Genomic DNA, 26,567 nt, shown 5'->3' on the forward strand with positions numbered 1-26,567 from the left:
AGCCTACGAACGAGTCCTCGCCTCCGACGTCCGCTACCGCTTCGTCATCGACACCACCACCCTGCACTAACCCCCGGCGTGACGCCCGCCGCACATAGATATCGGCGGGCGTTCACCGATACCTGAATATCATTGCGCTGGAGCTTTTCTCAGACGCTCCTCTCGGAGGACCCGCCGACGGCGTCACCCTTCTCCGAGTTTGCGAGTGCAGCAAGCCGTCCTTCTCCGATCTGGGCCATCTGGGCGGCGGCCTCTGCCAGTTCCGTCGCCCGGTCGTTGCTGATCCGGCGGTCCACCTCGGACAGGATCGCCTCCAAGTCAAGGCCTTTGGCCGCGATGACAATTGGGAACCCGAAACGCCGCGCGTAGGCCTGTTCCCGCTCGCGGAGCTGGGCTAGCCCTTCCGTGGAGTAGCCGACGATGCCGGCATGTTCGTCGACGGATTGTGGTGAATCCGGCGGCGCGGACAGCGGCAGGTAGTTGGTCAATGCGGACTCGATCTCATTGTTCGTCAGCGCCTTCCACGCCTCCCGCGCCGCGCTGAGCAGGTGCTGCCGATCGCGGTACGGTCGCTGCGACACCATCGTGTCGACCCATCGCGGTGCGGGAGTACAGACGGTGAGCTCGTCGATGAGTATCGGACGGTCCATCGCGTTCAGGGCGACCACTGCTGGTTCAGGCATGCGCGTTCACCGTGCGGAGCCCGGCCACAGTGGTACGGGCGATCTCGCAGGCCTGCGCTGCGGTCAACCAGCGGGGATAGGTGTCGATCCGGGCGACGGCGTCGTCGAGGGCCCGCCGGACCGCGGTGACTTCTACCGTATTCACCTCGTAGCCCAGCGATTCGAGCAGAACCTGCGCCATCCGATCGGTGGTGAGGCTGTCCCAGACCCATTCGGCCTGACCACCCACAATTGCGGGGCTGACACACGAGGACACCGGTGGGAAGACGTCCCGGCCGCCGGTGATCGTTGCGATGACGTCGCCGGGCATGTGTTTGAGGTGGGCGTATCCGCCGACGACGGGTTTGAGTGGCGGGACCGGCACGGAGCTTTCGGCGGCGACCATCTGCGCCAGCGAGGTCAGCTGCCCGAGGTCTATGCCGGTGTCGACTCCGTAGAGGACCTCCAGGGACAGGACGACCTCCTCGAGCGGTGCGAATCCTGAGCGGTAGGACATCCCGGATACCGACACGTCGGGGCTTGCGCCCGCGGTGGCGGCGGCGATGGCGGCGGCGGTGGCGAGTCCGAAGTCGTCGTGAACGTGCATGGTGATCGGAATGTCGGTGGTGAGCCGGTCACGGAAGGTGCGCACGAACAGCCGCATCGCCTCGGGTCCGAGGCTGCTGGTCGAGTCCATCAGGTCCAGGCGGCGGGCTCCGAGTTCGATCGCCGTGTTCGAGGCGTCGACGAGGTCGTCGAAGTCGCGGCGGCCGACATTGGCGAGGGTGATGGTCGCGTCGCAGCCGAGGTGGCCGATGTAGTCGAAGAACTGCTCGAGGTCGCGGTGCTGGCGGGTTCTGGCGGCCGGCGAGGGCGGGGGGACGATGCCGGGTGCGAAGGTGCGCACGCCCCACTCGTACAGCTGGTCCACGGTGGGGCGCATGCCGATCGGCTGGTAGTTCTCGCCGTCCGAGAGCAGGGTGTCGGCGTAGACGTTGAGGCGGAAGCCGAAGTTGCCGCCGGCGATGGTGCGGATGAGTTCGGCTTCTCGGGGTATCGGGTTCGGTCCGCCGCCCCAGTTGATGTTGAGGCTTTCCTCGCGGATCCCGGCTGCGTCGAGGGCGGTGGCGATGCGGACGAACCCGTCCATGGTGGTCGTCGCGCCCGCGGTGAACAGGGTCTTGCGGAGTGTGCTGTCGATCAGGGTGAACGGGGTGGGCCACTCGTACTGTGCGTGGAGGGTGTCGTCGAAGTTGACTGGGCTCACCCAGTGGCTGCGGTCGACGCGGTGGGCTCGGTGTGGGTTGATCATGTGGGTGCCTTTGCGGTCGGGTCGGATGGGAGGTGGTGGGGGAAGGTGGGCGGGAAGAGTTCGTCGGGTGGGCGGTGGCGGTGGTCGCGGTCGCTGTAGGCGTGTTTCATCCGCGCGAAGAGGGCCTGGGCGTGGCGGCGTAGGGTGTCCTGGTCGGTGCCGAGGACGTGCCCGTCGGTCATCACCGTGCGGCCGGCGACGACGGTGCGGCGGACATCGCGCGCCGAGCCGTTCAGGGTGAGGACGCGCAGTGGGTCGTCGCCGACGCCCAGGGTGAAGTCGCCGAGGTCGATGACGAGGAAGTCGGCGCTCGCCCCCGCGGTGAGACGCCCGAGGTCGGGGCGTCCCAGCGCGTCGGCGCCGCCGATCGTGGCGGCGCGCACGTAGTCGGCGGTGGCGCCGGCGGCGAGGGATCGGTCGGCCCATTTCGCCAGGTGGGTTCCGTAGTCGATTCCCCGTACCAGGTCGGGCGGGAACGAGTCCGTTCCCAGGGCGAGCCGCACCCCGGAGGCTCGGTATCGGTCGAACGATTCCAGCATCGCGCCGTACCGGATCGATGTCATCGGGCAGTGCACGACCGTCACCCCCGCTGCCGCGAGGCGGTCGAGGTCGCCGGGATCCCCTCCCCCGCCGTGGGAGTAGGTACCGAGGTGTATCCCGTGCGGGAGCAGCAGCCTGGTGTCGAGTAGGCCCGATGCGGCGAGCAGTTCGACCGGACGCATCCCGTACCGGTCGTCGAGCAGGGCGAGTTCGCTCTCGCTTTGGAGGCAGTGCAGACGAACCAGGCAGTTGCGGTCCCGGGCCAGGTGCGCCGTCGCCGTCATCAATTCTGGTGTGAGGGTTTCGATCCGGCAGGGCAGCAGGGCTCCGTGCACGAGGTCGCGGCCCTCGGTGTCGGCGTAGTCGAGGAAACGTTCGGCGCCGCGCAGGCCGGCCCATCCTTGCTCGTGGTCGAACAGCACGGTGCGCGTGCCGTTTTCGACGACGTTGACTCCGGACCGGTAGGCGGGTCCGAGATATCCGCGGATGCCGAGTCGTTGCGCGAGTTCCGCCACATGGACGAGGTCGTCGTAGGTTTCGGCCCAGCTGCTGTGGGTTTCGGAGGCGATCGGCATGAACGTGGTGACGCCGTGCCGCAGCAGCTGAGCGAGCGCGTACTCGCGGATGATCGCCCGCTCCTGCGGGTCGAACACCTCCCGGCGCCGGTTCCGGAAGTAGTCGGCCGACCACAGGTGCCCGAGCGAGAGGTCGGGGGTGGCCCAGGAGTCGAGGATGGCATGGTCGATGTCGGCGAGGGCGTCGAGGTCGACGAAACCGGGCATGACGAGCGCGTCACCGCAGTCGATCGTCTCGTCGACCGGGCCTGGCCAGCCGTGGCCGACATGCAGGATCCGGGTGCCGGCGTAGACGAGTTCGCCGTCGCGGAGCAGCACGTGGTCGCCGCCGCGGTAGGCGAGGATCCACGTCGCGGTGACTTTCGTGGTGGGTGCGGTCACCATGCCGGGACCGCGATCGGTGCGTCGAATTCTCGCCGGTTGCACCGCCATCCGGGGTCGGTGAGATGCCCGGCCAGTCCGGCTCTTTCGACGAGAAGCCGGGCCTGTTCTTCGGCCGCGGTGAGGGCCGCGGGCTCGTCGACACCGAGGACGCGGCGGTGCTCCATCACGAGGTCACCGCCCACGATGACGGTGTCGATGTCGGCGCCGGTCGCCTCGTACATCAGGCGGTGGACCGGCATCCAGTTCGGGACGAGGTGGGGTTTGCGCATGTCGACGACGGCCAGGTCGGCGCGTTTGCCGATCTCGATCGATCCGAGGACGTCGTCGAGTCCGAGTGTTTTCGCGGCGTCGATCGTGATCATTTCGAGGAGCCGGCCGGGGGGCAGCAGGTACGGGTCGTGGGCGAGGAGTTGTTGGGCTGCTTGTGCCGATCGGGCCGCTTGCAGCAGGTCGAACGGGCGGCGCGGTGACGATCCGTCGGTGGTGATCGCGACAGTGATTCCGGCCGCGAGCATGTGGGGCACCGGTGCGCGGCCGCCGGGTGCGTGTCCGACGTGGGTGCCGGTTGCGGCCAGGATCTGCACTTCGTCGGCGGACAGGCCGATGCAGTGCTGCAGGTGGACGTCGGGGCCGAGCAGGGCGTGGTCGGGGTCTGTGGCGGCGAGGCGGACCATGCCGCCGAAGGCATCGGAGTGGATCCGCACACCCCAGCGTGCGGCGGCCTCGCGGATCCGTCTGGCCTGGTAGCGGTCGTCGTCGGTGAGGTGGGTGGCGACGTCGGGGTTCGAGGGATGGGAGGGGTCGACCGAGGCGATGATGGTGAACGGGGTGAGGAAGACGGAGGTGCGATCGTCGTTCTTGCCCTGCACGGTCTCGATCACCGCTTCCGCACCGGCCAGCATGTCGTCGAATCCGATCGTCCGGCGGCGGGGGTGTCCGTCGCTCCAGTGGGTGACCGGGTACGGAAGTGGGAGTCCGGCGGGCCCGACGCAGATCAGGTCGCGGATCCCGATTTCCCGGTAGGCCCGGGCGTGGGCGAGCGCGAGCTCGGGATCGTCGCTGCGCGGGCGCGAGCCCATCACGCTGACGGCGCAGGTCACTCCGGCGCGTACCCGCTCGAGCGCGGAGACGAGTCCGTCGTGATACCAGTAGTCCGGTGTGGTGGCGTGGAAGTAGGCGCCGGTGACGGTCTGCATCCAGAATGTCGGGCTGTCGCATCCGAGTGTCTTGACCAGGGAGTGTCCGGCGTGGCCGTGGGCGTCGACGAGGCCGGGAATGAGCACCTTTCCGTGGCAGTCGATGCGGCGTACGGACCGGTCGGCGGTGGCGAGGACTTCGGCGGTGTCTGCAACCGCGGTGATGAGGCCGTCGGTGACGAGGACCGCGCCGTCGTCGAGGATGCGGCGGTCCGCGTCGACGGTGATGACGGTGGCGCCGTGCAGCAGTAATGGTGGTGTCACGGTGTCGCCCGCTGGGGTAGGAGTTGGGTGAGTGCGGCGCGCAGGCGCGGCGCGGTCGCCATGACGGGTTCGCGGTCCGGGCGGGCGTTCGCGGAGAGGATCGACACTTCCCGCAGCGAGATGTCGCCGTTGTGCAGGAGCCAGTGCTCGTCCCGGACGGGGATCTCGAACTCGGCTCGGTGCAGATCGATCAGTACCGGTGCCGTCCGGTCGGCCCGGTCCAGGGCGCGGAAGATCGCGGGCCAGTCGATGTCGCCTTCTCCTGCCGGGCAGAGTCGTCGGGCCAACCCCCGGCCGGTGAAGGTGATCCAGGCGTCGTCGTAATGGACCCGGGCGACGTGGGCGGCGAGCCGCTCGGTGGCCAGGACCGGATCCTCGCCTCGCACCGGGAGGTTGACCGGGTCGAGGGCGACGGCGAGGACGTCCGCTCCCACCGTGTCGATCAGGGTGAGGATTTCGTGGGAGGTGATCTCCTCGTGGGTCTTGATCGCGAGGGCGAGGCCGAGGTCGGACAGCACCGGGCGCAGGGCGGTGTAGAGGTCCGCCGTCGCCTGCAGTTGTCCCGCCCAGTCGTTGCGGGGGTCGTGCCGGTCGTCGAGCGTTCCGACGACCACCTGGACATGACCGGTCCCGAGTTCGGCGATCGCCGCCACCGCTTTGTGCAGCCCGGTGAGGAGGTCGCCGCCGCCGGCGTCGCGGTATCGGCGGGTGCGGTCCGGGTGGCCGGGTGAGAGCATGCCCAGTGCGCAGGCCACCTGCACGCCGAGGGCGCGGCCTGCGTCCGCGAGGGTGCGGAAGGCGCCGGGTGCGAGGTCGGCGGCGATGTCGAAGGGCGAGGCGAATTCGACCAGGCTCAGCCCGAGTCCCGCTGCGGTGCGCAGGCTCTCGTGTGGTGACCCGTGCTCGCCGAGGACCCGCCGGCACGCGCCGAGGAGGCGGGTCGGGGCGGTCGTCGACGTGCCCGCGGCCGGGTCCGGGCCGGTCACAGGACGGTCCCCTCGAGCGTGTCCACGGGAAGACGGTGGTCGGCGCACACCCGCCGGAGATGGTCCGCACTGGATGTGATGTAGGCCACGGTTTCGGCGTACCCGTAGGGCAGACCCGCGTATTCCGGTGTGCTGGGGACGTCACCGGCGTCGATTCGCTTCTGGTATGCGTGCACCATGTCCATGTAGGCGGCCAGTTCGGGAACGGACAGGTCCGGGTGGCCGGTGAGGAAGTCGGGTTCGAAGACTTCGATGAGCATCGTGCGCCGCGGCCGGGGGACGTCGGTGAGGGATTCGTCGTTCTCGATGGTGAGGTTCAGGTCGGGGTTGGCGGCGGCGAGTACCGGCAGGATGCGGTCGAAGTCGACGACACCGGTACCGCACGGGCGCATCTGGTACGAGAGCCCCCCGTCGGTGTGGGTGATCGCGGCGTCCTTGATGTGGGTTTGCCGCACGTACGGCGCCAGCCGCTGCGCGGCGAAGACCGGGTGTTCGAGGCGTTGGAGCACGTTGGCGGTGTCGAAGACGACCCCCACCGCGTCGGGGCCCACCTCCTCGACCAGCCGCACCAGTTCGAAGGAGGTGATCTCCTCGTGTGTCTCCAGATTGAGGTGGATACCGAGATCGCGTGCGATCGGGGCCAGCGTTGTCAGGAACTTCGCCGTCGCGGCCAGTTGCTCGGTCCAGGTCACGTCGGTGCGGAACCGGTCGTAGGCCCAGCGGCCCACGAACGCGGGCTTGTAGTTCGCTGTCGCGACCCAGAGTTCCCGGCAGTCGATCGCGGCGCACGCCTCCATCATCCGGCGGAACCCGAGGACGATGTCACCGTCCCCGATCGCGCGGAGCTCCGGGGCCTCCGGGTTCGCGTAGGGATTGACCTTTCCGAGACCGGTTTCCAGATACATTCCGATCTCGTCTGCTGCCGAGCGGATGTCGGACAGCTCGGCCGGGTCGAGGGTGGGGCTCATGTCGAGCACGGTGCGGAAGAACAAGCCTCCCAGTCCGAGATCGTGTGCGTGCGCGAGGCTCTTGACCGGTCCCCGGGTGCGGCTCTCGGGGATCTTTCGGCCGTCTACACCAATTCGCATGTCTGTCTTCTTTCGTCGACGAGTGGGGTCAGGGCAGGGTCAGTGCGCCGCCGGGGACGGCGCGGTCGGTTCGGGCGCGGAGGGGATCGGGGACCGGGACCGCTTCGAGCAGTTCGCGGGTGTACCGGTGCCGGGGTGTGGCGAACACCTGACTGGTGGCCCCCTCCTCGACGACGACACCGGCGCGCAGGACGGCGACCCGGGCGCACAACTGCTGCACGATCGCGAGGTCGTGGGCGATGAACAGGATCGTCACGCCCCGGCTCTCGTGCAGGTCCGCGAGCAGGTTCACCACCTGTGCCTGCACCGAGACGTCGAGCGCCGAGACCGGTTCGTCGCAGACGAGCAGGCGTGGCTCGAGCACCAGCGCCCGCGCGATCGCGATGCGTTGGCGTTGCCCGCCGGAGAAGGTCGCCGGCCGCCGGTCCATCGCACCCGGGTCCAGTCCGACCTCGGTCAGTGCCTGCGCGACCCGGTCCCGCCGCTGCGGCCGCGATCGTGCCAGGCGATGGACCACGAGACCTTCGGATACGATGTCCGCCACTGTCATCCGCGGGTTGAGGCTGGCGTAGGGGTCTTGCGGGATCAGCTGGACCTCACGCCGAAACGCGCGCAGGTCCGCACCGCGGAGCCGGTGGACGTCCCGGCCGTCGAACATCACCGCACCGGAGTCGGGGCGTTCGAGGCGGACGATGCAGCGCAGCAGGGTCGACTTCCCGGATCCGGACTCGCCGACCAGTCCGACGGTGCTGCCGGTGGGGACGGTGAGGTACACGTCGTCGAGTGCGGTGTGCCCGCCGGCGCCGCCGAACGTCTTGGTCAGGGCCTTGATATCGAGTATCGGAGGGGTGCTCACCGGCTGTGTCCCGTCTCTCGGTGGCAGGCGATGTGGCCGCCTGCCGGGTGGGTTCGGGTGGACGGGAGCACGCGGGCGCAGTGGTCCAGGGCGACGGGGCATCGTGGGTGGAAGGCGCACCCGGGCGGCCGCGCACCCGGAGACGGTGGTGCGCCGTCGATGGTGGTCATCCGATGCGGTCGGTGGTCGAGGCGGGGCACGGCCGCGAGCAGACCGGCGGTGTAGGGGTGGGCGGGGTCGGCGAACACCTCCGCGGCGGGGCGATCTTCGACGATCCGCCCGGAATACATCACCGCCACACGGTCCGCGATCCCGGCGACCACCCCGAGATCGTGCGTGATCAGCAGCAGTCCCAGCCCGCGCTCCCGGGTGATGTTGTCGAGCAGTGCCAGCAACTGCTGTTGGACGCGCACGTCGAGCGCGGTGGTCGGTTCGTCGGCAATCAGGATCTCGGGCTCACCGACCAGCGCCATCGCCAGCACGACCCGTTGGCGCATACCGCCGGAGAATTCGTGCGGGTACGCCCCGAGACGATCACCGGCCCGCGCGACCCCCAGTTCACTCAGCACCTCCGCTGCCCGGCGCAGCGCCGCCTTCTTTGCGACCCCTCGTTGCCGCAACGGTTCACTGACCTGCGCCCCGATCGTCTGCAACGGGTCCAGTGCGCTCATCGGATCCTGGAACACCATCCCGATGCGGTGGCCGCGGACCGAGGACAGCTGCCGCTCGCTGCAGTCGAGGATCTCGGTGTCTCCCAGGCGCACCGATCCGCTCAGGGTCAGCGCGTCGTCCAGCCGCATCAGGGCGCGAGCGGTGACCGACTTCCCCGACCCCGACTCCCCCACCAGCGCCACCCGCTCACCTGCCGTGACCGTGAGATCCACGTCATCGACGAGCCGAACCCGGTGCCCGGCGTCGATCGTCAACCCGGTCACCTGCAGCAGCGGCGATCGCTGTGCGACGTCGACAGTCATGGTCGATCACCGTCCTTCCGGCGCCGCGGTGCGGCGCTGTTGCAACATGTCACCGAGCAGCCCGAATGCGGCCGCGGTCACGACGATCGCGAGACCCGGGACGAGGGCGGCCCACCACGCGGTGGACAGGTAGTCCCGTGCCCCGGCCACCGCGGCGCCCCATTCCGTGCTGGGCGGCTGGGCGCCCACCCCGATGAACGACAGCCCGGCGAGGACGAGGACGGTGTTGCCGACGTCGCCGGCCCACTTGACGGTCATGACGTCCAGCGAGTTCGGCAGCACGTGCTTGGTCATCAGCCGCCACCGGCTCACCCCCAACACCACGGCGCCGTCGACGAAGGGCGAGGCCATCGTCTGCCGCATCACCCCGCGCAGCAGCCGCGCCGTGTACGGCCACCCGGTGGCGACCATCGCGATCAGGGCACTGGTCAGGCTGGGGCCGAGGGCGGCGGCGATGCCGAGGGCGACGACGAGGCCGGGCAGGGCGAATCCGATGTCGGTGATCCGCATCAACACCTCGTCCACCCAGCGGCCGCCGAGGATGGCCAGGGTGGCCAGTGCCGTGCCGAGCAGTGAGTATCCGGCGACGACGAGGACCGCGGCCAGGACCGACACGCGGGTGCCCGCGATGGTGCGCCACAGGACATCTCGGCCCTGATCGTCGGTGCCGAGCCAGTGCTCGCTGCTGGGCGGGGCGAGTGCGTGGGCGATATCGGAGCGGTAGATCGACTCCGGTGCGAGCATCGGGCCGATCAGGGCGGTCGCGATGATGACCACGACGGTGGCCACGACGCAGATGTCGAGCGCATTCCACCTGCGCCGCCGGCGGGCGGCGGTGCGGGCGGAGGTGCGCCATCGGCTGAGCGCACCGGAGAGGTCGGTGGCGGGTGCGATGCTCATCGGTCGGGTCACCGGGCCTTTCCCTGGGTACGCAATCGTGGATCGTGGGCCAGTTGGAGAAGGTCGACGACGAAGTTCGCGACGACGACGATCACTCCGATCACGGTGACCGTGCCGATCACCGCGGTGATGTCCTTCCGGCTGACCGCATTGGACAGGTAGTCGCCGACACCGGACAGCCCGAAGACGGATTCGACGAAGATGGCGGATCCGACGAGGATCCCGATCTCGATGCCGACGACGTCGAGCAGTGGTCCGGTCGCGTTCGGCAACGCGTGCCGCAGCCACAGCCGGCGCGGCGTCACCCCTTTGGCCCGGGCGACGGTGATGTGGTCACGGCCACGGACCCGGATCAGGTCGGCGCGCAGCACACGAAACATTTGCGCCGCCACCGCGATCGCGAGGACCGTGGCGGGCAGGATCAGATGTTGAAAGGCATTACTGAACGCTGCCAGGTCACCGGCGAGGAGCGCATCGACCAGGGTCATCCCGGTGCGGTGGGGCACCTCGACGCCGACCGAGATGCGCCCGGAGATGGGCAGGATCTGCCACCACGACCCGAGGACCCATTGCAGCATCAGTGCCAGCCAGAACCCGGGCAGCCCGAACGCGACGATGGCCCCGACCCGGCTCACCTTGTCGAATCCACCCCGCGCCCGGGCTGCGGCCAGCGTCGCCAGCGGCACGGCCGCGGAGACCGCGAGGACCATGGCCAGGAGCACCAGTTCGAGGGTGCCGGGCAGCCGGGCCAGCACGTCGTCGAGGACGGGCTGACGGGTCGAACTGGAGACCCCCAGATCACCGTGCAGGAGTCTGACCATGTACCGGATGTATTGAGCGAAAGCGGAACCGTCCAAGCCGAGTTGCTCACGCACCCGCGCGACCTGCTCCGGTGTCGCGGTGTCGCCGGCGGCGACCTGCGCCTCGTCGCCCGGGATCAGTTTGGTCATCGCGAAGACGAGTGTCGCCAACCCGGCCAGGGTGAGCAGTGCCGCACCGAGTTTGCGTCCCAGAAATGCTCCCGGACCGGCAAGGCGCCGCACCGGTGATGTTGTCTCGAGGGTGGTCATGGTGTGTCGACTCCCGCCGCACGGATGGCGGGCACCCACACGCCGCTGCCGACCACCGCCGGGCCGACCCCGGTGACGCGATCGCTGTACGCCGTAGTCAACGAGAGCGTGTACATGTTGACCGCGACCGCGTCGCCCCGAATGGTCTGCTGCGCCTGCTTGTACAACTCGCACCGCGCGACCGGATCCGACGTTGCCACCGCCCGCCGCAACAGATCGTCGACCACAGCGCTGGCGTACCCGGACTTGTTGGTACCGACCTGGTCGGACTGGTAGGTCTTGACGAGCATGACACCGGGGTCCGGGTACTGCGCGAAGTCGGTGGCGAGCATCATCTGCGGGATCGACGCGGGGTCCTTCAACGCCGCGAGGTAGTCCGCGTAGGCGATGGGTTCGAGGTTGAGCGTCACCCCGATCTGCGCCAGGTTGGACTGCAGCAAGGTTGCCTCGCGTTCCTGCTCCTTGAACACCGGCTGAAACTTCATCGTCAGCGTCAGCTCGGACAACCCGGCATCGGCGAGCACCTCCTTCGCCTGATCGAGATTCTGCCCGAACGCCGGAAGGTCGGGACGGCACGCGAATTGAGCGGGCAGCGGTCCGGTGGCGATGGTGCCGTCGCCACCGCGGATCGATGCCAGGCCGCCCGAGTAGTCGTAGGCGAGTTGAACGACGTCACGCACGGCCTTGTTCGCGGTCGGGCCGGTAAGGACGTTGAAGAAGATGTTTGCCTGCATGTTCACCGGCTCGCTCTGGACGGTCACACCCTCGTACCCGTCCAGTCCGCGGGCGTCCGCCGTCGACAACCCGAACGAGACATCGATGTTGCCCGACTTCAACTCCGCACTCTGCGTGGCGCTCTCGTCGATCCGGCGATACACCAACCCAGCCGGGCGGCCCGTCGCGCCCGCCCAGTAGTCGTCGAACCGGGTCACCGTGTACGAATCGGCGGCAGCAGACGGTGCCAGAACGTAGGGGCCGGACCCGGCGTCGTTCGCGGCGAGATACGCCTGACCACGATCGGATCCCTCGTTGGCCTGCACCAGCGCCGAATTGACGATGTACACCTTCGACAACGCACCCAGGAACAACGTATTCGGCTCAGTGAGCTCGATGACGACGTTGCGCTCGTCGACGATCGTGGTGCCCCGATAGCCGGTGATCTGGCCGGCCACGCCCTGCCCCAGGGCGGCGATCCGGTCCAGGGTATACCGGACATCCTGCGCGGTCACCGGGGTTCCGTCATGAAACTGTGCGTCCCGCAACGTCATCCGAATGGACTTCGCGTCGGGTGAGAGCGAGAACTCGGACGCCAGCTGACCGACGACCTCGTTGTCGGAGTTGTAGGTGACCAACGTGTCGTAGAGAGCCTGGGCGACGAAGTTCGTCTGCGCGTAATCGGCACGGATGGGGTCGAGCGTGGCGATCTGATTCTGATACGCCAAGACGACCGGTCGGCCCGCACCGCCGCCACCGGCATCTGTCCTGGCCGCACTGGTGCAGGCGGCAACAGTGGAGGCGACCGCGACGGCGGCCACCGCGAAGCCGACACGCGTACGAAAGCGAATTCTCGATACAGAGGACACAGCAATCCTTCCGAAAGGAACGAGACGCGCGCCGAAAGCCGGGCGCAGGAAGAGCGACGACCGAACACGCCACGCTGCGCCACCAGGTCGAATACATATGGTCTACCAAGTCGCCGACAGCACCGCCAACCGCACAGCGTTACATTCGAGTAAAACTCGACAACCTGCACGAATAGGAAGCGTTCCACGTAGCCGGAACAGATTTGGTATGCCAAGATCGGTTCATGACGGCGAACCTGCAGCGCACTATCGAGAACATCGCGGCCACCGGACCACAGGCTGCACCCCCCGACGCGCTCAGCGGCGACGTGCCGCTGCCGAAGCAGATCTACGCGATCATCCGCGAACGCATCATCTCCGGCGAATACCCACCAGGAAGCCGACTGCGTGAACGCGAACTATCCCAGGAACTCGACGTCAGCCGCGTGCCCCTCCGTGAAGCGCTGCCGCTGCTCGAATCGGACGGCTTCATCCAGATCCTCCCCAGACGCGGCGCCGTCGTCACCCAGTTGTCACTGCGCGACATCGAAGAACTGTTCGACCTCCGGCTCGCACTCGAACCCTACGCCGCCCGATGCGCCGCGGAGAACGTCGCACAAGGCGCGTCAATGGCCTCCCTCGATGCAACGATGCGCCGCACCGAACAACTGATGGGTAAGGACGAGCCACTCCTGATCCCCGCTGTCAACGCGACATTCCACATGGACATCGTCGAACTCTCGGGAAACGGCCTCTTGATGTCGGTGATGAAATCGCTGATGGGACGAGTGCATTGGCTGTTCCGCCTCACCTGGCACCACAACCCCGCCGTCTCCTGCGCCGCACACCGCGACCTCTGCAACGCCATCCGAGACGGCAACGGACGCCTCGCCGAAGCCAGCGCCTTCACACACATCGAACACGGACGAAAACCAACCCTCGACCGCCTCGCAGCCTCGCTACCACCGAGAATCTGAACCAACCGAGCGACCACGGCACCGACTCGCGTCGTCCGCGAGCTCCATCACCCGCCGTTCCTGCCCAGCGGCGTGGCCTACTGACCGCACCTCGACCACCAACTCGTCGAACCTGCCACTTCTCGGCAAACCTCACGCCAGCCCGGTGGCCCAACCGATTCGAGGCACAGAACTCATCCCGGGCCGACCGCTACCTCGCGAGTTCGAGTTGGCGAGCCCGGTGGTGCCAGTCACGTTCCCGACGTTCGACGTAGACCGAGAGACCGCCCGTCAATACGAGACTACTGGGCGGCTGATCGAACAGCAGCACGGTGGGCTCGTCCGAATCGAGAACCCGATCGCCGGCATATCAGGCGACATGATGCTCGGGGCACTCCTCGATCTGGGCGCCCCGATCGACGCTATACGCGACGCGATCGAATCATCCGGCATCACCGGCTGGAAACTCACCACCGAGTCTGTTGAACGACAAGGCGTGCGCGCTACTCACGCGTCCGTCACGATTGACCGACATGTGCCCGCACGGCGCGCATCGGAACTACTGAACATGGCCGCCAACGTGACACCCACGAGGTCTCCGCATTTGCGCACACGGCGATCCGGGGGTTGGCAAAAACCGAAGCCCAGATCCACAACTCCAGCATCGACGAGGTGCACCTGCACGAACTGGGGGCGTCGACACCATCGTCGATACCGTGGGGGTTGCCGCAGCGCTGCCCGCTCTGGGAATACGTGAAGTGTACTCGGGCGCAGTAGGTGTCGGCACCGGCCAGACGCGAGCCGCCCACGGCCTGCTCCCTGTTCCGCCATCCGCAACGCTCGGACTGCTATGGGGAGCCCGCATCGTCGGGCTCGACACCGATACCGAGACCGTCACACCGACCGGTGCCGCACTACTGACCACCATGGGCACTCGATACAGCCCCATCCCCACGATGACAAGCGGCTCCGCGGCAAACGTGTCGAGCGGATCATGCGGGAGAACGACCGCTGCGGCGCCTACCTGCGCAAAGGGTGGAAGGGCGGATCCACAACGCAGAACTCGTGGCATACCGCGGCGCCGGACCTGCTGGACCGTGACTTCACCGCGACAGCGCCGAACCGCAAGTGGGTGACGGATCTGACGCGGATCCTGACCGGTGAGGGGGTGTTGTGGTTGGCCAGTGCGCGCGACGCGTACTCGAACAAGGTCTGGCTGGCGCACCGGGCCAGCGGACACCGATCTGGTCCTCTCCGCGCTCGACTACGTCTTCGTCTCCCACGCGTTCCTGACGTGGTTGCGTACCGGGGACGAGCCGGGGGTGGTGTCGACCGAGCGCCGTGGTGCCCGATTCGCCGAGTCGACGATCTCCGCGCGGGTGGGTGCGGTGCTGTCCTGCTACGACTATCACGGGCTCAACGGCGTGGACGTCGGCCGGGACCTGCATCGGATCACCCATCGCGGCGGCGGCCGGTACAAGCCGCTGCTCGAGCACGTCGCGCGGCGCAAGGGTCGTCGCCAGGCTGTGATCCGGGTGCGCCGCCGATCTTGACGCCCGAGCAGATCGAGCGGATCTGTGAGGCATGCGCGAGTTGGGATCCCGACACTCGGGAGTGGCGTGGGTCGGTGCGCAACCGACTGCTCTGGATGTTGTTGTCGGAGAACGGCGTTTGGCTGGGTGAGCCGCTCGGTTTGCAGCATCGCGATTGGCACACCCGGGTGAGGTGACACCCCGTACGTCGAGGTCGTCGCCCGAGACCACCCGCACGAGGTGCGGGCCAAGAGCGGCTACCGGCGGGTGTATGTCTCCGACGAGCTGGACCGCCTCTACGGCGAGTACGTCTGGCGGTTGTGTGAGGTCGGCGCCGATCTGGCCACCGACGACTTCGACGGCACTTGCGTGTTCGTCAACCTTGACCGGGAGCCGCGGTTCGCGCCGTCTGCGACCGGAGTCCGTCTGCGACCGGTGGACCGGCTGCGCCGCGAGCTGTCGGGGTACCGGTGCACGTGGTGAGTCGACGATTGGGGCATGTCGACGTGCAGACCACGCTCAACACGTACGCGCACGTGAGCGATGATGCCGAGATGCGGGCGGTCGCCGACTGGAAGGCGTTCACCGGTGGCTGGCGAGTCGGCGCGCACCGCGACGAGCGGATCGGGTCCGGCTCGTGACCGGCGGGCGCGACGAGGCCACGGTCGACTGGGTGGAAGCGGCCAGCGTCCGTTGCGACCCGCAGGCGCTGGAGAACTCGTGGGCGGCGGTGCCGGAACCGATGCGGCTGTCGTGCTTCGCCGAGTCAAGTGTCCCAACGGAATACGCGGAGCGTTCTGCCACGACGGGACCTGGCGGGCCGGGGTGGACCTGCCGCAGCTGCCGGAGCCGATGCACCGGGAGGTGGCGTGGTGTATTCCGGATCATCGAGCTGGGCGGGAAGATCCCGTCACCGGGCTTGAGCATGCTGGTCCGCCGGCTCGGTGAGGTGATCGCCGATCGTGCCGGGCGGGCGCCGGCCTCCCTGCTCGGACTGCCCGTGCGGGACTGGTGCGGGCAGATCCAGCACGCGGTGCACCGGCGCCGCGGGCGGCTGCCGGCGGCCACCACGATGAAGAACATCCGCTGCCTGCTGACGAGGTTGATGCGGATGCTGGTCATCGCCTCCGATCCGGGCCCGTGGTGGCAGCGAGACCGATGGAACCCGTTCGAGGACTACCGGATCCCGCTGCGCGAGCACGAGCCGATGGGCCGGTCTCGGTGCGGTTCGACCGGATCGGCGCCCGCTGGTTGCGGCGTGGGCTGCAGTGGCACTGCAACAGGTCACCCACGGTAGGCGCACCGCACGCGCGCATTCTCAGATGAGCAACGACCCCCATTACGCGCGCATTTGACGAGTCACGCGGCCCCTTGACACGCCGGTCGATACATCCGAATATCAAATCTCAACTCGCCCGGGAACCACCCCCTGCACGCCCGCATCGAAGGTGAGTACCCCACCACCCATCGGCTGATTGAGCTTCTCGTCGTCCTTCAACCACGAATAGGAACTGGTGACGAACGCGGTCTTCCCGTCAAGACCTCCGATGATGATCGATGTGGGGCAGCTGGTCGGAACTTCCACCACTGCGCTCAACGAGCCATCGGGAGCATACCGTCGAATAGCGCTGCCTTGGAACATTGCCACCCAGAGCCCACCCTCTGCGTCGAGGGTCATCCCGTCCGGCATGCCCTCGGACTTGTCGAAGTGGACGAAGGGCCGGCGGCCGCTGATCTCTCCGGTTTCGCCGTCGTAGTCGAAAGCATCGATCCGATAGTCGATGGAGTCGGTCCAGTACATGAGCTTGCGTTCGACGTCCCAGTCCAGCCCGTTGGACACATTCACTCCACCGAAGAGTTTCTGTGCTCGCCCGGCATCATCGAACCGATAGAATCCGCCTTGTCCTGAAAAGGTCTTGTCGAGCGTCCCGGCGAACATCCGGCCGTGCGGATCGCACTTGCCGTCGTTGTAACGACCGCTCTCACCGAAACGCTGATCAATCGACGAACTGATCGTCCTTCGAGTGCCATCCTTCGCAACGGCAACCAAAGACTGACCGACGGTCACGAGTGCTTCGCCACTCTTAGCAAAGGCTGCGTAACCAACTTCATCACCCATGTCGTGGATGATCTGATCTCCCGACTCCACGTCTAGCCAGATCAAGAATCCGCGCTCGCAGTCAACGCGGATAAGTGTTCTGGTATCCGGATCCCATATCGGGCTTTCGCCCAAGGCGTCACGGTGCTGCCACGGCGACTCAACTGTGAATCCCATGCTGTTCCTTTCCTGCGTTTCACTGTCGCGAGAAGAGGTCGACTGTCCTCAGCTAACGGTCCAACCCCGTCGACCACGACTTCCGTGCCGGGCATGAGCGAAGACTCGTCAAAGGCGAGGAAGACGATGGCGGTGGCACGTTCTTCCGGCTGCGTGTACGACCAGCCAGAGGACTACTGAATCCAACGCCGAACTCCCAAATCACCGCCGAACAGTATTTTGTGGGGAGCACTGCGTTGCAGATCCCGGTCAGACCGCAGCCGGCGGCGATGGACTTCGCGATGCCGAGCACACCGTTCTTTGCCATGGTATAGGCGAACCCTTACACCACCAACCACGATGCCCGCGGCGACGAGGTTCCCGACCGTGCCGTTTCCAGAGGCCATCGGACTCCACTCGAACAACATTACGGTGAGAGGCCCATTCGCAGCGCGCCCACGCCGAAAACGATCACTGCGCGAGGAAGGACTCTCGCACGCCCACGATATCTTCGAGAAAGGTGTTGTGCGTCATGGCAAACGCACCACCATCGACTGGCATCACGACGCCGTTGACATACAACGACAGGTCGCTCGCGAAGTACACAGCAGCATTCGCAATGTCCTGTGGTACACCGAACCTCTTGAGTCCCTGCTTAGCGCCGAGCTGTTCCTGAATGTAATCGTTGAACTCACGCGCGCGCTCCAGCGGTACATCGAATGCGCGGGACTGAATGTCGGTCATGACCACACCAGGTGCGATCGCATTCGATCGAATACCGTACTGACCGAGCTCGTAGGCAGCCTGGTGGACCAAGCCAGCTATGGTGTGCTTCGACGCCGTATAGCTCACTGTCGACCATCCCCCCTGGAGTCCCGCAACACTCGAGGTCGAGATGATCGAGCCTCCGCCCCCCTGCGCTATGAACTGGAGTGCGGCGTGCTTGTGCCCCAGTAGCACCGACCGAGCGTTGATCGCCTGAACGGCGTCGTACCCGTCCGTTCCGATCTCGAGGAATGTGCCTCCATCACCGATGACTCCAGCATTGTTAAAGAACACATCTAGTTTTCCGAACTTCTTCACCGCTTCGGCTACGAGATTCTTGATGTCCGCCTCCTGAGAGACATCGGCACTAACGTAGTGAGCGTTTTCACCGAGGCACTCAGCGAACTCCGCGCCTCGTTTGTCCTGAACATCCGCGACAACTACCTTAGCCCCATGACTCAAGAAGGTCCTGGCAGTTGCGGATCCCAGCCCCCCGAGCGCACCCGTGATCACGGTCACCTTACCCTTTAGCAATTCACTCATGAGTTTCAATCTGCCTTTCGTATTTCGACAATGCTCTGATCATGGGCGTTTTCAGGCTTGGGCGACGCGCCGCGAACGTCGGCGACGTGTCCGCCGACGCCGTCACCCCTTAACGGTCGCGCCACTTTCTACCGGATCCGGCCGGCGACCACGCGAAGCAGTCGACTTGTTGCCGGATCGAGCCTTCGGCAGCTCCTGGACAACTGTGCACCGCCGGGGTTTTGGCGATCAGGCAGGCTTCACAACAAACCGGTACAGTCGGGGTGGTGAACCCGTCCGAGTCGAGGAACTCCGCCCACGCGATCAACGCGAGTTCGGCGACCCGGCTACAGCCACGGGGTGAGGGCGGTCGGACGTAACGCCATCGTGTTCAGCGGAATTCAGATCCGACAGGTACCTCCGAGTTCGCGGCACGAGCGAGAGTCTGCTCGACGTCTGTTTCGTTCGCGATGTATCGCTCTTTGATCGCAACGGCTGCCAGCATTGACACCAGCGCTCCTCCAGACAGGTAGACGGCGGTTGAGGCCCAGGTTCCATAGTTTTCGAAGAGGGCTAGCGCAATGAGCGGCGAAGTGGCACTAAGTGCCAGACTGCCAACGTTGTACGCGAGCGCCAACCCCGTGAACCGGGCAATGGCAGGGAATGCGTGGGCGGCAGTCGCCGGGAAGGTGGCGTAGGCGGCAGAATATGGGATGAACAGGATCGCGAACCCGACGGTGATCCAAATCGGGTTGTTGGTCGACAGCAGGGCCAACCAAATCCACCCGGCGACTGCGATCCCGATGAAGCCGCTGATCAGAATCAGCCTCCTGCGCCCCGTCGCGTCGGCTAACCAGCCGAACAGTGGCATGCCAACGCCAAGAATCACCTGCGCGACGATGATTCCCGTAATCACATGCGATCGATCAAGGCCTACCTGGTTGGCGTATACGAGCGAGAAGACCGTGGCCAGGTAATAGGTCAGCCCCATCCCCGGAAGGATAAGGATGACGAGCAGCGTCGACATCTTGTGCTTGCGAAGAACCTCCACCAAGGGTGTTCGGATCTTCTCGTCTGACGCTTCCGCTTGCTCCACGGCCGCAGCGAATTCAGGGGTCTCGTCGATGCGCATCCTGATGTACAGACATACCGTTACGAGAACACCGCTTGAGAGAAAGGGAATGCGCCAGCCCCACGACACGAAAGCATCCTCTGGCAACTGACTGACCAGAAGAAAGAACCCGTTCCCAGCAAGGGTTCCCCATGCTAGGCCGCTACTAACGACTGCGCCGATGAGCGTCCGCCGGTTGACGCGGGCGTGCTCAAGGACCATCAGGAGAGAGCCGCTGTACTCACCACCCATCGACACACCCTGGATCAGTCGCATCACGACGAGCAGTATCGGCGCCCACATTCCAATCTGGCCGTAGGTCGGAAGAAGCCCGATGGCAGTTGTCGCCCCACCCATCATCACGAGCGAGACAATGAGCGTGCCCTTTCGACCCAACCGGTCACCGAAGTGGCCAAACACAATGCCACCCACAGGACGGGCAATGAACGCGATCAGGAAGGTGCCCAGCGAGAGCACCGTTCCGGTGAGCCCACCGGCGTTGGGAAAGAAGAGTTTGTTGAACACCACCGCTGCGGTGAGACCATAGATCGAGAACTCGTAGTACTCGATTGCATTACCGAGCGTGCCCGAGAAGAGCGCTCTGCGTTCCTGTGCGCCAAGTCGGGATGCCGTGGCGACGCGGTTCGTCATCAAATGCCTCCTCCGTGCTGCTTCAAGCACGATAGTGAGTACGAAAGATCCCGCATGGGACCTTCCGTACTAGACGGACGATCTAGGTCGTGATTCGTTCAGCCCAAGACGCTCCTGGCAGCAGCTGACTCGACTGCTAGCGAGATGCGGCGGCGAAAGCAATTCGCCTCATGTTCCCTGAATCGGATACTGTTGAAACACATGCAATTAGGCGGATTCGGATAAATCGGTCGGGTACGAACACACGGTCCCGAAGATCGTCTACCCCCTACCCCTTCCAGAGGCGCCAACCATGCCACGGCCAGTGCATCGCTTGGCGCTTAGGTCACGTATCTCCGCGCGGCGAACATCCGGCCGGCTTGAACGCCACGAGGTGCTCGTGGTGCAATCTCGGAGCGCCTCGCACAGCGCGGATCGAAGGCCGGGAGATGGGAACGTGACACCGTCAGCGACGGGCCGACTCCGGTGTCGAAAGGAGGCGCTGGCTGACGTACCGACCCAGTTCCTGGAGGACCCGTCGCAGCTCACGCTTCAACTGGACCCACAGGATAGGAGCGCACTTCACAAATGCTCTCCGCTGCCGCGAATCTCGCGCATCGGCAAAATCTACCCGAGAACGTACCCCTGGAACACCTGATGCCCTATGCTTTTTGCAATACCCTGTGAGCCCAACCGGCGATCCCGCTTCGTGTCGCGGGCCATACCGCAAGGCTTTGGGATCGACATTCGGAGGCACACCGAGCGGGCGCTCTGCCAATCTGGATTCGAACATGGCTGCCTCTCCGGCCACAAGATCCCGCTTGAGACTGAGATCACCGTCTAAAACCAGATCTCAGTCTAAGTTGATCAAGTAGCCACCGTCAATAGTCGGCTGTTCAAGCGACGGAAGGCCCCCCTTGCCTGGCGAAGAGGCGACGTTCGGTCGCCGTGTCATCCAGAGCACCTGCGCAGGAAGTTCTTTCGCTGACTCTGCCCTACCCCCGGTGGAGCTGGATTCAATCCACCGATCAGCCGCGCGCTCAACGTACAGGCCCGGCCAACGCCTCCGCGTCTTCGGGGCCCCGACCTGGCCGGCACCCCGCCCCGCCCCGCCACAATCCAGATGGAGTCAGGGGAGGTTCAACCGGACTGCATAAAACTGCGATGCCCTACGTAGCGCTGTGCGGCCGTGCTCATCGACTGCAGCTTGACTGTCTCTGACCGGAGCCGCCCGCTTGCACGCGAGTGACATCGTGTTCACGTCGCACCCGGAGCACGCCAACCCTGGACTATGACATGCCCCAGTGAGAGCGATACGGGATGCGTTACAGCACCAATGGTTCGTCAAAGGCTTGCAGCAAGGGCTGGAGCCAGATCACCCGAGCGTGTCGGGCTGATCGTCTTCGGATAACCTGAGCCGGAGAGCCAACGTCGCCGTATCTTGGCACAGGCCAATCTCAAGCGACCGTAGTTCAGTGTCAGGCGGGCTCCGCTCATACCAACCTGAGATAGCTCTACGTTGGTAGCGATGTCATTGCAGAATGAATCCGGCTTCGGTGCAGCCAGACCTTCGCCCGCTCCAGTGCTGACGCTCGTGGCGCGCACCGTAAACTTGGCGCCATAGCTGCGACACGGTTGCCGGATGCCGCGCCCGACCCATGCCCCACTGCCCGCGGTAGGTCAGCCAATACCGCCATTATTCACCGTGGACGATCCGGATCCGGCACTTTCCACAGCATCCCGCACCATCATGAGATGCCACCCCCACCCGATTGGCCAATACCTGCTCTACGGTCCGCGACGCTGCCGGACGCGCTTCGCAGATGAGGGCATCGACGGCAAACGGTCAGTCAACCCCGCAACGCTATATGAGCGGCGCGCGACCTACGGATTGCCAGTTCTCGAAGGTCTCGTCCCCGAGCGATTGGAGCACTTCCATCGCGTTGTGAACGACTGGGTAATCCCCCTCGTCCTGAGCCAGTAGTTCGCGCGCCAGTTCGAAGTCCTTCTTCATGATGACCATGAGTGAGTCGAAGCTTGCTCGGTTATCAGTAAACTTCGCGAAGGAGACATTCACCTCGTCGGGGTTCGCTGACAACCAGTTTCTGCCCGTACTCGCTTCCAAGACACTGGTGATCTCGGTCAGGTTCATTCCCAGTTTTACAGCAACGCGATACAGCTCGGCCGCCATCAGGGTGTTCAGCCCGCCTAGGACGTTGTTCAGCACCTTGATCGCTTGGGCGGCACCGACATCACCACACGGGAGGATCTGGGTACCCATCGATTTCAGCACAGGAGTCACGGCAGCGACATCGCCGCGATCGCCGCCAGCCATCATCGCCAAGGTGCCTTTCACTGCACGATGCGACCCACCGCTGATCGGGACATCCACGATCCGCAACCCGCGTGGGCGAAGCTCCTCCTGCAGCTGAATTACCACCTCGGGCCCGACCGTACTCATCACTCCGACAAGTGGCTCGTGGCCGTCGATCAGTCCCGACGTGATTCCGTCGCTACCCAGTACGACATCGCGCACCTGTGCAGCTGTCGCGACGAGGATCAGGACAAGGTCGGCTTGCGAACACTCTGAAGGCTTCTGGGTCACTTTCACACCCTCGGAAGAGAACCCATCAAGAATCTTCTCGTCTCGATCACATACAATGAGGTCGAAGCCGGCGCCGTGCACCCTTCGGGCCATCGGCCCGCCCATCGCACCCACTCCAACGATGGCAACAGAGTTAATCATATTAAATATCTCCATTCGATCAGGAAAGCTACGGAGTCATTCAGCGGTCGAAGTTCGTTTCTATTGCTGCCGCACTGGCAACCTCCTCTGGCGGCACCGCCGCCGCGTTCATGGTTGTCATCCCGAAGTGTCTGTGATTCTCGAATGGGACATGAACCTCTTGGCCGTGCTTCACGGTCGTGTTCGGGTTTCCGCTGCAAACCGCCACAACCCTGATTTGCGGTCGGGAAACTATGTGACACAACACCTCAAGGTGCGGTCACAGCGAATCGTGTCACAATGTAGATCCAAGTGCAATACTATACTTGAGTCTAGCAATGAGGTAGTATCGGCTGCACTTCTCGTTAATTCGACATCGATGGCCTGGAGATAGGTGACAGCACGCCACCGGACATGCCCGATTTCCGGGCAACCGGCTCAAGCAAGCACCGAAGGCTTACAGACCGTCAGAAGTGCTGCGCTCGTTGCCATCAACGGTTTCCCGGTGGTAGCAGTGGGCGTGTATGAGATGCGGTGCGGTGCGTTTGTCCGGTGAGCCAGCCCCTGTGGTGGCAGTGATCGCGTGTTTGCGGACCGCCTTGCGGGTGGCCACCAACCCCTGTTCGGACTCCGCTGTCGAGCGGATCGCCGATGACTTTCGTGCTGCCGAGTACATTGTGCAGATCTCCGACGACGTGGTCCGTTGGAAGGCGGCGAAGATCGTCTACAACGTGCGCAACGCCGTCGAGGTCCTCACCGGTGACGACGAGAAACGGATCGTCATCGAGAACGAGCTCGCCGCCGAGGCGCGGGCCGTGCTCGGCGCAGTGGGCATCGATATTGCGGACACCGTCGCCGAACGCACCGAGGACCTCTCGGCGTTCACGGCCGCACCGGACTCGGGGATCGTTCCCGGCCAGCAGTCCACCTGGGCAGAGCTTCGCTCGCGGCGTCTCGTCCGAAATCGACTACCTCAAAGGCGAAATCGTTCTCCTCGGACGCCTGCACGACGTGCCGGTCCCGTTCAACGCGGCGATCCAGGCCGTGTTCGGCACCTCCGCGACCGCCAGCGAGAAGCCCGGCAACCGCACCACCACAGACATCATCGCCATCGCCCGGGCCACCGTCGCCCACTGAAAGGGCCTGCCCGTAGGAACGGGCGTTCCGGGGTCGTGGGACGAGGAGATCGAACTCCGCACCGGCTGCCCCACTCACCAGGGCGTGCTGCGGTCCGCGGCGCAGGGCATCCTCGCAGGCGTCGACGCGATCACCACTGCGGACCTGACGGCCGCGGCACCTCCGGTTCCGGTGCTCGCCGTGCACGGCAGCGCCGACCGGATCAGCCCGCTCGACCGGGCGGTCGCGGTCTATCAGAGCCTGCCGAACGCCTCCGTCGCCGTCATCGAGGACGGTCACCACGACATCCTCAACGACGTGACCCACCGGTCGGTCGCAGCGACCGTGATCCTGTTCCTCGAACGGCTGCACCTGGGCGCCGCGCTGCCGGTGATCGGCGGGACACGACCGCGGAATGACCGCGGCCGCGCCCCCGAAGCACCTGTCCGAACTCACCGCCCAAGTGGCTGACTGGTCCACCGACCCGTCCGACACAGGAGTCGACGACGTCGTCGCGACGCTGCGCTACGCCAGTGGCACCGCGACCCCCGTGGTTCCCCGAGGCGTCGGGACGGGTCTGTCAGGTGGCGCCGGCGCGGGGCCGGGTGAGATCGTCCTCGACGTGTCGAGGATGAATCGGATCCTCGAACTGGATCCCGACAACGGCATCGCCCGCGTTCAGCCCGGGGGCATCACAGCGGACCTCGGGCCGCCGCCGCGCGACACGGCCTGCGCTACGCCCCCGACCCCGCCAGCGCCGCGATCTCCACGATCGGCGGCAACATCGCGACCAACGCCGGCGTGCGCTGTGTGAAGTACGGCGTCATGCGCGACGCCGTCCTCGCGCTCGATGTCGTGCTCGGTGACGGGCGACGCATCCGAACCGGCCGCACCACAGCCAAGGGCGTCACCGGTTACGACCTGACCAGCCTGTTCGTCGGTTCAGAAGGCACCCTCGGGGTCGTCGTCGAGGCCACCGTGCGCCTGACGCCACGTCCCGCCGGCACGCAGACCGTGACAGCCACCTTCGCGACCGTCACCGACGCCGCCGACACGGTGAGCGCCATCCTCCTTGCCGGACTCACGCCGTCGACCCTGGAACTGCTCGACCGTGTGACGCTGATGGCGATCGACACGGCGCAGGGCACCTCGCTCGGGGCAGACGGCGGTGCTTTCCTGTTGGTTCAGACCGATGGCATCGGCGCCGAATCAGAGATGAATATGGTGCGAGATATTCTGCGCACCAGGGCGATCCGGGTGGAGTCGGCCGCCGATGAGCTCAAGGCCGAGCAACTGCTGCAGGTCAGGCGCCTGGCACTGCCCTCGATCGAACGACTCGGCCGGGTCCTCATCGAAGATATCGCGGTCCCCCGCACCCGGTTGTCGCAGGCGGTCGACGGCATCGCCGAGATCTCCCGGCGCACCGGGGTGCAGATCTTCACGTTCGCGCACGCCGGCGACGGGAACCTACATCCCATCGTGCTGACCGATGTCGCTCCGACCGATCCGCTCCCGGAGTCGGTGCAGGCCGCGATCGGTGACGTGTTCGCGCTGGCGCTGCGGCTCGGCGGGACACTGACCGGTGAACACGGCGTCGGCATCCTCAAACGACCGTGGTTGTCCGACGAACTCGGCGACGTCGGACTGGGCGTCCAGCGCTCACTCAAGACCGTGTTCGACCCCGCGGGGATCCTCAATCCCGGCAAAGCAATATGACCTCCGCACACTCCGATAGGACACACCGATGACACTCATCTCCGCACCCGAACTCGTGGAACTGCTCAACTCCGACGCCAGCGTCGTGGTGCTCGACGTCCGATGGTCCCTCGCGGCACCCGACGGACGCTCCGCGTACGAGGCCGGGCACATCCCGGATGCCGTCTACGTCGACCTCGAGGCCGACCTCAGCGACCACACCGTCACCGGACGCGGCCGCCACCCGCTGCCGGCAGGCATCGCTCTGCAGGCCTCGTTGCGGCGCTGGGAAATCGACGGCGGCGACACCGTCGTCGTATACGACGACGGGAACCGCGCCGGCTCCGCCAGGGCCTGGTGGGTCCTACGTGCCGCAGGACTTGACGACGGCCGGATCCTCGACGGCGGCTGGTCCGCCTGGGTCGACGCAGACAGTGCCACTGAGACCGGCTCCGCCTCGACGGCTGAGGGCACGGTCACCGTTTCGCACGACGACTTGTACACCGGTGCGCTGCCGACGCTCACCGCCGCGGAGGCAGCGATCCACGCACGCAACGGTGTCCTTCTCGACGCCCGCGCACCCGAATGGTATCGGGGCGAGGTCGAGCCGGTCGACGGCCATATCCCTGGCGCGTCAACCTCCACGCCACAGAGGTACTCGGTGAGGACGGCACGTTCGCGGACGTGGAGAAGCTGAAGACGTTGTTCGGCGAGCGCGGTGCCGACAGCACCCGAGCAATCGGCGCGTACTGCGGATCCGGTGTCACCACCTCGGTGCTCGCCGCCGCGGCAGCCCGGGTCGGCATCGACCTCGCACTGTTCCCCGGCTCCTGGTCCCAGTGGTTGTCGGCCCCGGAGAACCCCATCGAAACCGGCGACGAATCCAACTGAC

General features: G+C 65.8%; 23 protein-coding genes and 5 pseudogenes. 13 read left to right on the forward strand and 15 right to left on the reverse strand.

Annotated features, from left to right (window positions below):
- Positions 1-149: 149 nt before the first annotated feature.
- From ACFU5V_RS40860 to ACFU5V_RS40910, 11 genes are read right to left on the reverse strand one after another with little or no spacing between them, the layout of a single operon-like run.
- On the reverse strand, positions 150-683 hold the full coding sequence (locus tag ACFU5V_RS40860) for a 2-oxo-4-hydroxy-4-carboxy-5-ureidoimidazoline decarboxylase (protein WP_378706858.1): 534 nt from the start codon (positions 681-683) through the stop codon (positions 150-152).
- The gene (locus ACFU5V_RS40865; RefSeq protein ID WP_378706860.1) at positions 676-1,974 is read right to left on the reverse strand and encodes a 2-isopropylmalate synthase; all 1,299 of its coding nucleotides are present in this window, start codon (positions 1,972-1,974) and stop codon (positions 676-678) included. Before ACFU5V_RS40865 ends, ACFU5V_RS40860 begins: the two co-directional genes overlap by 8 nt.
- A complete protein-coding gene (locus ACFU5V_RS40870; protein ID WP_378706862.1) occupies positions 1,971-3,473 on the reverse strand; it encodes a chlorohydrolase family protein in 1,503 nt (500 codons plus the stop codon). The genes ACFU5V_RS40865 and ACFU5V_RS40870 overlap by 4 nt, the downstream gene beginning before the upstream one ends.
- Positions 3,467-4,933 (reverse strand): amidohydrolase family protein, encoded by a 1,467-nt coding sequence (locus tag ACFU5V_RS40875; RefSeq protein WP_378706864.1) that lies wholly within the window; start codon positions 4,931-4,933, stop codon positions 3,467-3,469. The genes ACFU5V_RS40870 and ACFU5V_RS40875 overlap by 7 nt, the downstream gene beginning before the upstream one ends.
- Complete coding sequence (locus ACFU5V_RS40880) at positions 4,930-5,919, reverse strand: sugar phosphate isomerase/epimerase family protein (protein WP_378706866.1); 990 nt, start codon at positions 5,917-5,919, stop codon at positions 4,930-4,932. Before ACFU5V_RS40880 ends, ACFU5V_RS40875 begins: the two co-directional genes overlap by 4 nt.
- Positions 5,916-7,007 carry a sugar phosphate isomerase/epimerase family protein gene (locus tag ACFU5V_RS40885; RefSeq protein WP_378706868.1) on the reverse strand — a complete coding sequence of 364 codons (1,092 nt, stop codon included), beginning with the start codon at positions 7,005-7,007 and terminating at the stop codon, positions 5,916-5,918. Before ACFU5V_RS40885 ends, ACFU5V_RS40880 begins: the two co-directional genes overlap by 4 nt.
- 28 nt (positions 7,008-7,035) lie before the next feature.
- Positions 7,036-7,863 carry an ATP-binding cassette domain-containing protein gene (locus tag ACFU5V_RS40890; protein WP_378706870.1) on the reverse strand — a complete coding sequence of 276 codons (828 nt, stop codon included), beginning with the start codon at positions 7,861-7,863 and terminating at the stop codon, positions 7,036-7,038.
- Complete coding sequence (locus ACFU5V_RS40895) at positions 7,860-8,837, reverse strand: ABC transporter ATP-binding protein (protein ID WP_378706872.1); 978 nt, start codon at positions 8,835-8,837, stop codon at positions 7,860-7,862. The genes ACFU5V_RS40890 and ACFU5V_RS40895 overlap by 4 nt, the downstream gene beginning before the upstream one ends.
- Positions 8,838-8,843: 6 nt before the next feature.
- Positions 8,844-9,737, reverse strand: coding sequence for an ABC transporter permease (locus ACFU5V_RS40900; protein WP_378706874.1), 894 nt, complete (start codon positions 9,735-9,737; stop codon positions 8,844-8,846).
- 8 nt (positions 9,738-9,745) lie between these two features.
- On the reverse strand, positions 9,746-10,807 hold the full coding sequence (locus ACFU5V_RS40905) for an ABC transporter permease (RefSeq protein ID WP_378706876.1): 1,062 nt from the start codon (positions 10,805-10,807) through the stop codon (positions 9,746-9,748).
- Positions 10,804-12,390, reverse strand: coding sequence for an ABC transporter substrate-binding protein (locus tag ACFU5V_RS40910; RefSeq protein WP_378706878.1), 1,587 nt, complete (start codon positions 12,388-12,390; stop codon positions 10,804-10,806). Before ACFU5V_RS40910 ends, ACFU5V_RS40905 begins: the two co-directional genes overlap by 4 nt.
- 224 nt (positions 12,391-12,614) lie before the next feature.
- On the opposite strand from ACFU5V_RS40910, the gene ACFU5V_RS40915 reads away from it, so the two are divergent.
- The 7 genes and pseudogenes from ACFU5V_RS40915 to ACFU5V_RS40945 all read left to right on the forward strand — a co-directional run bounded on the left by ACFU5V_RS40915 (position 12,615) and on the right by ACFU5V_RS40945 (position 16,154).
- Positions 12,615-13,346, forward strand: a complete 732-nt coding sequence (locus ACFU5V_RS40915) for a GntR family transcriptional regulator (protein WP_378706880.1) — start codon at positions 12,615-12,617, stop codon at positions 13,344-13,346.
- Between the two features lie 361 nt (positions 13,347-13,707).
- A pseudogene (gene larC / locus ACFU5V_RS40920) lies at positions 13,708-13,845 on the forward strand (nickel insertion protein); the annotation flags it as partial.
- Positions 13,846-13,952: 107 nt separating this feature from the next.
- Positions 13,953-14,461: pseudogene (larC, locus tag ACFU5V_RS40925) on the forward strand (nickel insertion protein).
- Positions 14,462-14,509: 48 nt separating this feature from the next.
- Complete coding sequence (locus ACFU5V_RS40930; RefSeq protein WP_378706882.1) at positions 14,510-14,878, forward strand: hypothetical protein; 369 nt, start codon at positions 14,510-14,512, stop codon at positions 14,876-14,878.
- Positions 14,879-15,097: 219 nt separating this feature from the next.
- Positions 15,098-15,340, forward strand: a complete 243-nt coding sequence (locus ACFU5V_RS40935; RefSeq protein WP_378706884.1) for a hypothetical protein — start codon at positions 15,098-15,100, stop codon at positions 15,338-15,340.
- The gene (locus ACFU5V_RS40940) at positions 15,337-15,498 is read left to right on the forward strand and encodes a hypothetical protein (protein ID WP_378706886.1); all 162 of its coding nucleotides are present in this window, start codon (positions 15,337-15,339) and stop codon (positions 15,496-15,498) included. The genes ACFU5V_RS40935 and ACFU5V_RS40940 overlap by 4 nt, the downstream gene beginning before the upstream one ends.
- A gap of 278 nt (positions 15,499-15,776) precedes the next feature.
- Positions 15,777-16,154 carry a hypothetical protein gene (locus ACFU5V_RS40945; protein ID WP_378706888.1) on the forward strand — a complete coding sequence of 126 codons (378 nt, stop codon included), beginning with the start codon at positions 15,777-15,779 and terminating at the stop codon, positions 16,152-16,154.
- A 102-nt stretch (positions 16,155-16,256) separates the two neighbouring features.
- Here ACFU5V_RS40945 and ACFU5V_RS40950 read toward each other — a convergent pair whose 3' ends face one another.
- The 4 genes from ACFU5V_RS40950 to ACFU5V_RS40965 form a co-directional block, all read right to left on the reverse strand.
- Complete coding sequence (locus ACFU5V_RS40950) at positions 16,257-17,132, reverse strand: SMP-30/gluconolactonase/LRE family protein (protein ID WP_378706890.1); 876 nt, start codon at positions 17,130-17,132, stop codon at positions 16,257-16,259.
- Positions 17,133-17,582: 450 nt separating this feature from the next.
- A complete protein-coding gene (locus tag ACFU5V_RS40955) occupies positions 17,583-18,419 on the reverse strand; it encodes an SDR family NAD(P)-dependent oxidoreductase (RefSeq protein WP_378706892.1) in 837 nt (278 codons plus the stop codon).
- A 370-nt stretch (positions 18,420-18,789) separates the two neighbouring features.
- Positions 18,790-20,160 (reverse strand): MFS transporter, encoded by a 1,371-nt coding sequence (locus tag ACFU5V_RS40960; protein WP_378706894.1) that lies wholly within the window; start codon positions 20,158-20,160, stop codon positions 18,790-18,792.
- Positions 20,161-22,003: 1,843 nt separating this feature from the next.
- Positions 22,004-22,885, reverse strand: a complete 882-nt coding sequence (locus ACFU5V_RS40965) for an NAD(P)-dependent oxidoreductase (RefSeq protein WP_378706896.1) — start codon at positions 22,883-22,885, stop codon at positions 22,004-22,006.
- 990 nt (positions 22,886-23,875) lie between these two features.
- On the opposite strand from ACFU5V_RS40965, the gene ACFU5V_RS40970 reads away from it, so the two are divergent.
- The 6 genes and pseudogenes from ACFU5V_RS40970 (at position 23,876) to ACFU5V_RS40995 (ending at position 26,566) form a co-directional block, all read left to right on the forward strand.
- A complete protein-coding gene (locus ACFU5V_RS40970) occupies positions 23,876-24,001 on the forward strand; it encodes a hypothetical protein (protein ID WP_378706897.1) in 126 nt (41 codons plus the stop codon).
- An 84-nt stretch (positions 24,002-24,085) separates the two neighbouring features.
- Positions 24,086-24,451: a hypothetical protein gene (locus ACFU5V_RS40975; RefSeq protein WP_378706899.1), complete on the forward strand. Its 366-nt coding sequence runs from the start codon at positions 24,086-24,088 to the stop codon at positions 24,449-24,451.
- Positions 24,396-24,677: pseudogene (locus tag ACFU5V_RS40980) on the forward strand (FAD-binding oxidoreductase); the annotation flags it as partial. The gene ACFU5V_RS40975 and the pseudogene ACFU5V_RS40980, both read left to right, overlap by 56 nt.
- A 74-nt stretch (positions 24,678-24,751) precedes the next feature.
- A pseudogene (locus tag ACFU5V_RS40985) lies at positions 24,752-24,805 on the forward strand (hypothetical protein); the annotation flags it as partial.
- The gene (locus ACFU5V_RS40990) at positions 24,806-25,696 is read left to right on the forward strand and encodes an FAD-binding oxidoreductase (RefSeq protein WP_378706901.1); all 891 of its coding nucleotides are present in this window, start codon (positions 24,806-24,808) and stop codon (positions 25,694-25,696) included. It begins immediately after the preceding pseudogene.
- Positions 25,697-25,724: 28 nt separating this feature from the next.
- Positions 25,725-26,566, forward strand: a pseudogene (locus ACFU5V_RS40995) (sulfurtransferase).
- The last annotated feature ends 1 nt before the right edge of the window (position 26,567 follow it).

Source organism: Rhodococcus sp. NPDC057529 (genome assembly GCF_042802055.1).
In the GTDB taxonomy this organism is placed as follows: domain Bacteria; phylum Actinomycetota; class Actinomycetes; order Mycobacteriales; family Mycobacteriaceae; genus Rhodococcus_F.

Coding starts and splice junctions, on each gene's coding strand:
- ACFU5V_RS40860 (WP_378706858.1), bottom strand. CDS start 683: ATGCCTGAACCAGCAGTGGTCGCCCTGAACGCGATGGACCGTCCGATA.
- ACFU5V_RS40865 (WP_378706860.1), bottom strand. CDS start 1,974: ATGATCAACCCACACCGAGCCCACCGCGTCGACCGCAGCCACTGGGTG.
- ACFU5V_RS40870 (WP_378706862.1), bottom strand. CDS start 3,473: ATGGTGACCGCACCCACCACGAAAGTCACCGCGACGTGGATCCTCGCC.
- ACFU5V_RS40885 (WP_378706868.1), bottom strand. CDS start 7,007: ATGCGAATTGGTGTAGACGGCCGAAAGATCCCCGAGAGCCGCACCCGG.
- ACFU5V_RS40895 (WP_378706872.1), bottom strand. CDS start 8,837: ATGACTGTCGACGTCGCACAGCGATCGCCGCTGCTGCAGGTGACCGGG.
- ACFU5V_RS40900 (WP_378706874.1), bottom strand. CDS start 9,737: ATGAGCATCGCACCCGCCACCGACCTCTCCGGTGCGCTCAGCCGATGG.
- ACFU5V_RS40905 (WP_378706876.1), bottom strand. CDS start 10,807: ATGACCACCCTCGAGACAACATCACCGGTGCGGCGCCTTGCCGGTCCG.
- ACFU5V_RS40915 (WP_378706880.1), top strand. CDS start 12,615: ATGACGGCGAACCTGCAGCGCACTATCGAGAACATCGCGGCCACCGGA.
- ACFU5V_RS40950 (WP_378706890.1), bottom strand. CDS start 17,132: ATGGGATTCACAGTTGAGTCGCCGTGGCAGCACCGTGACGCCTTGGGC.
- ACFU5V_RS40955 (WP_378706892.1), bottom strand. CDS start 18,419: ATGAGTGAATTGCTAAAGGGTAAGGTGACCGTGATCACGGGTGCGCTC.
- ACFU5V_RS40960 (WP_378706894.1), bottom strand. CDS start 20,160: ATGACGAACCGCGTCGCCACGGCATCCCGACTTGGCGCACAGGAACGC.
- ACFU5V_RS40965 (WP_378706896.1), bottom strand. CDS start 22,885: ATGATTAACTCTGTTGCCATCGTTGGAGTGGGTGCGATGGGCGGGCCG.
- ACFU5V_RS40990 (WP_378706901.1), top strand. CDS start 24,806: ATGCGCGACGCCGTCCTCGCGCTCGATGTCGTGCTCGGTGACGGGCGA.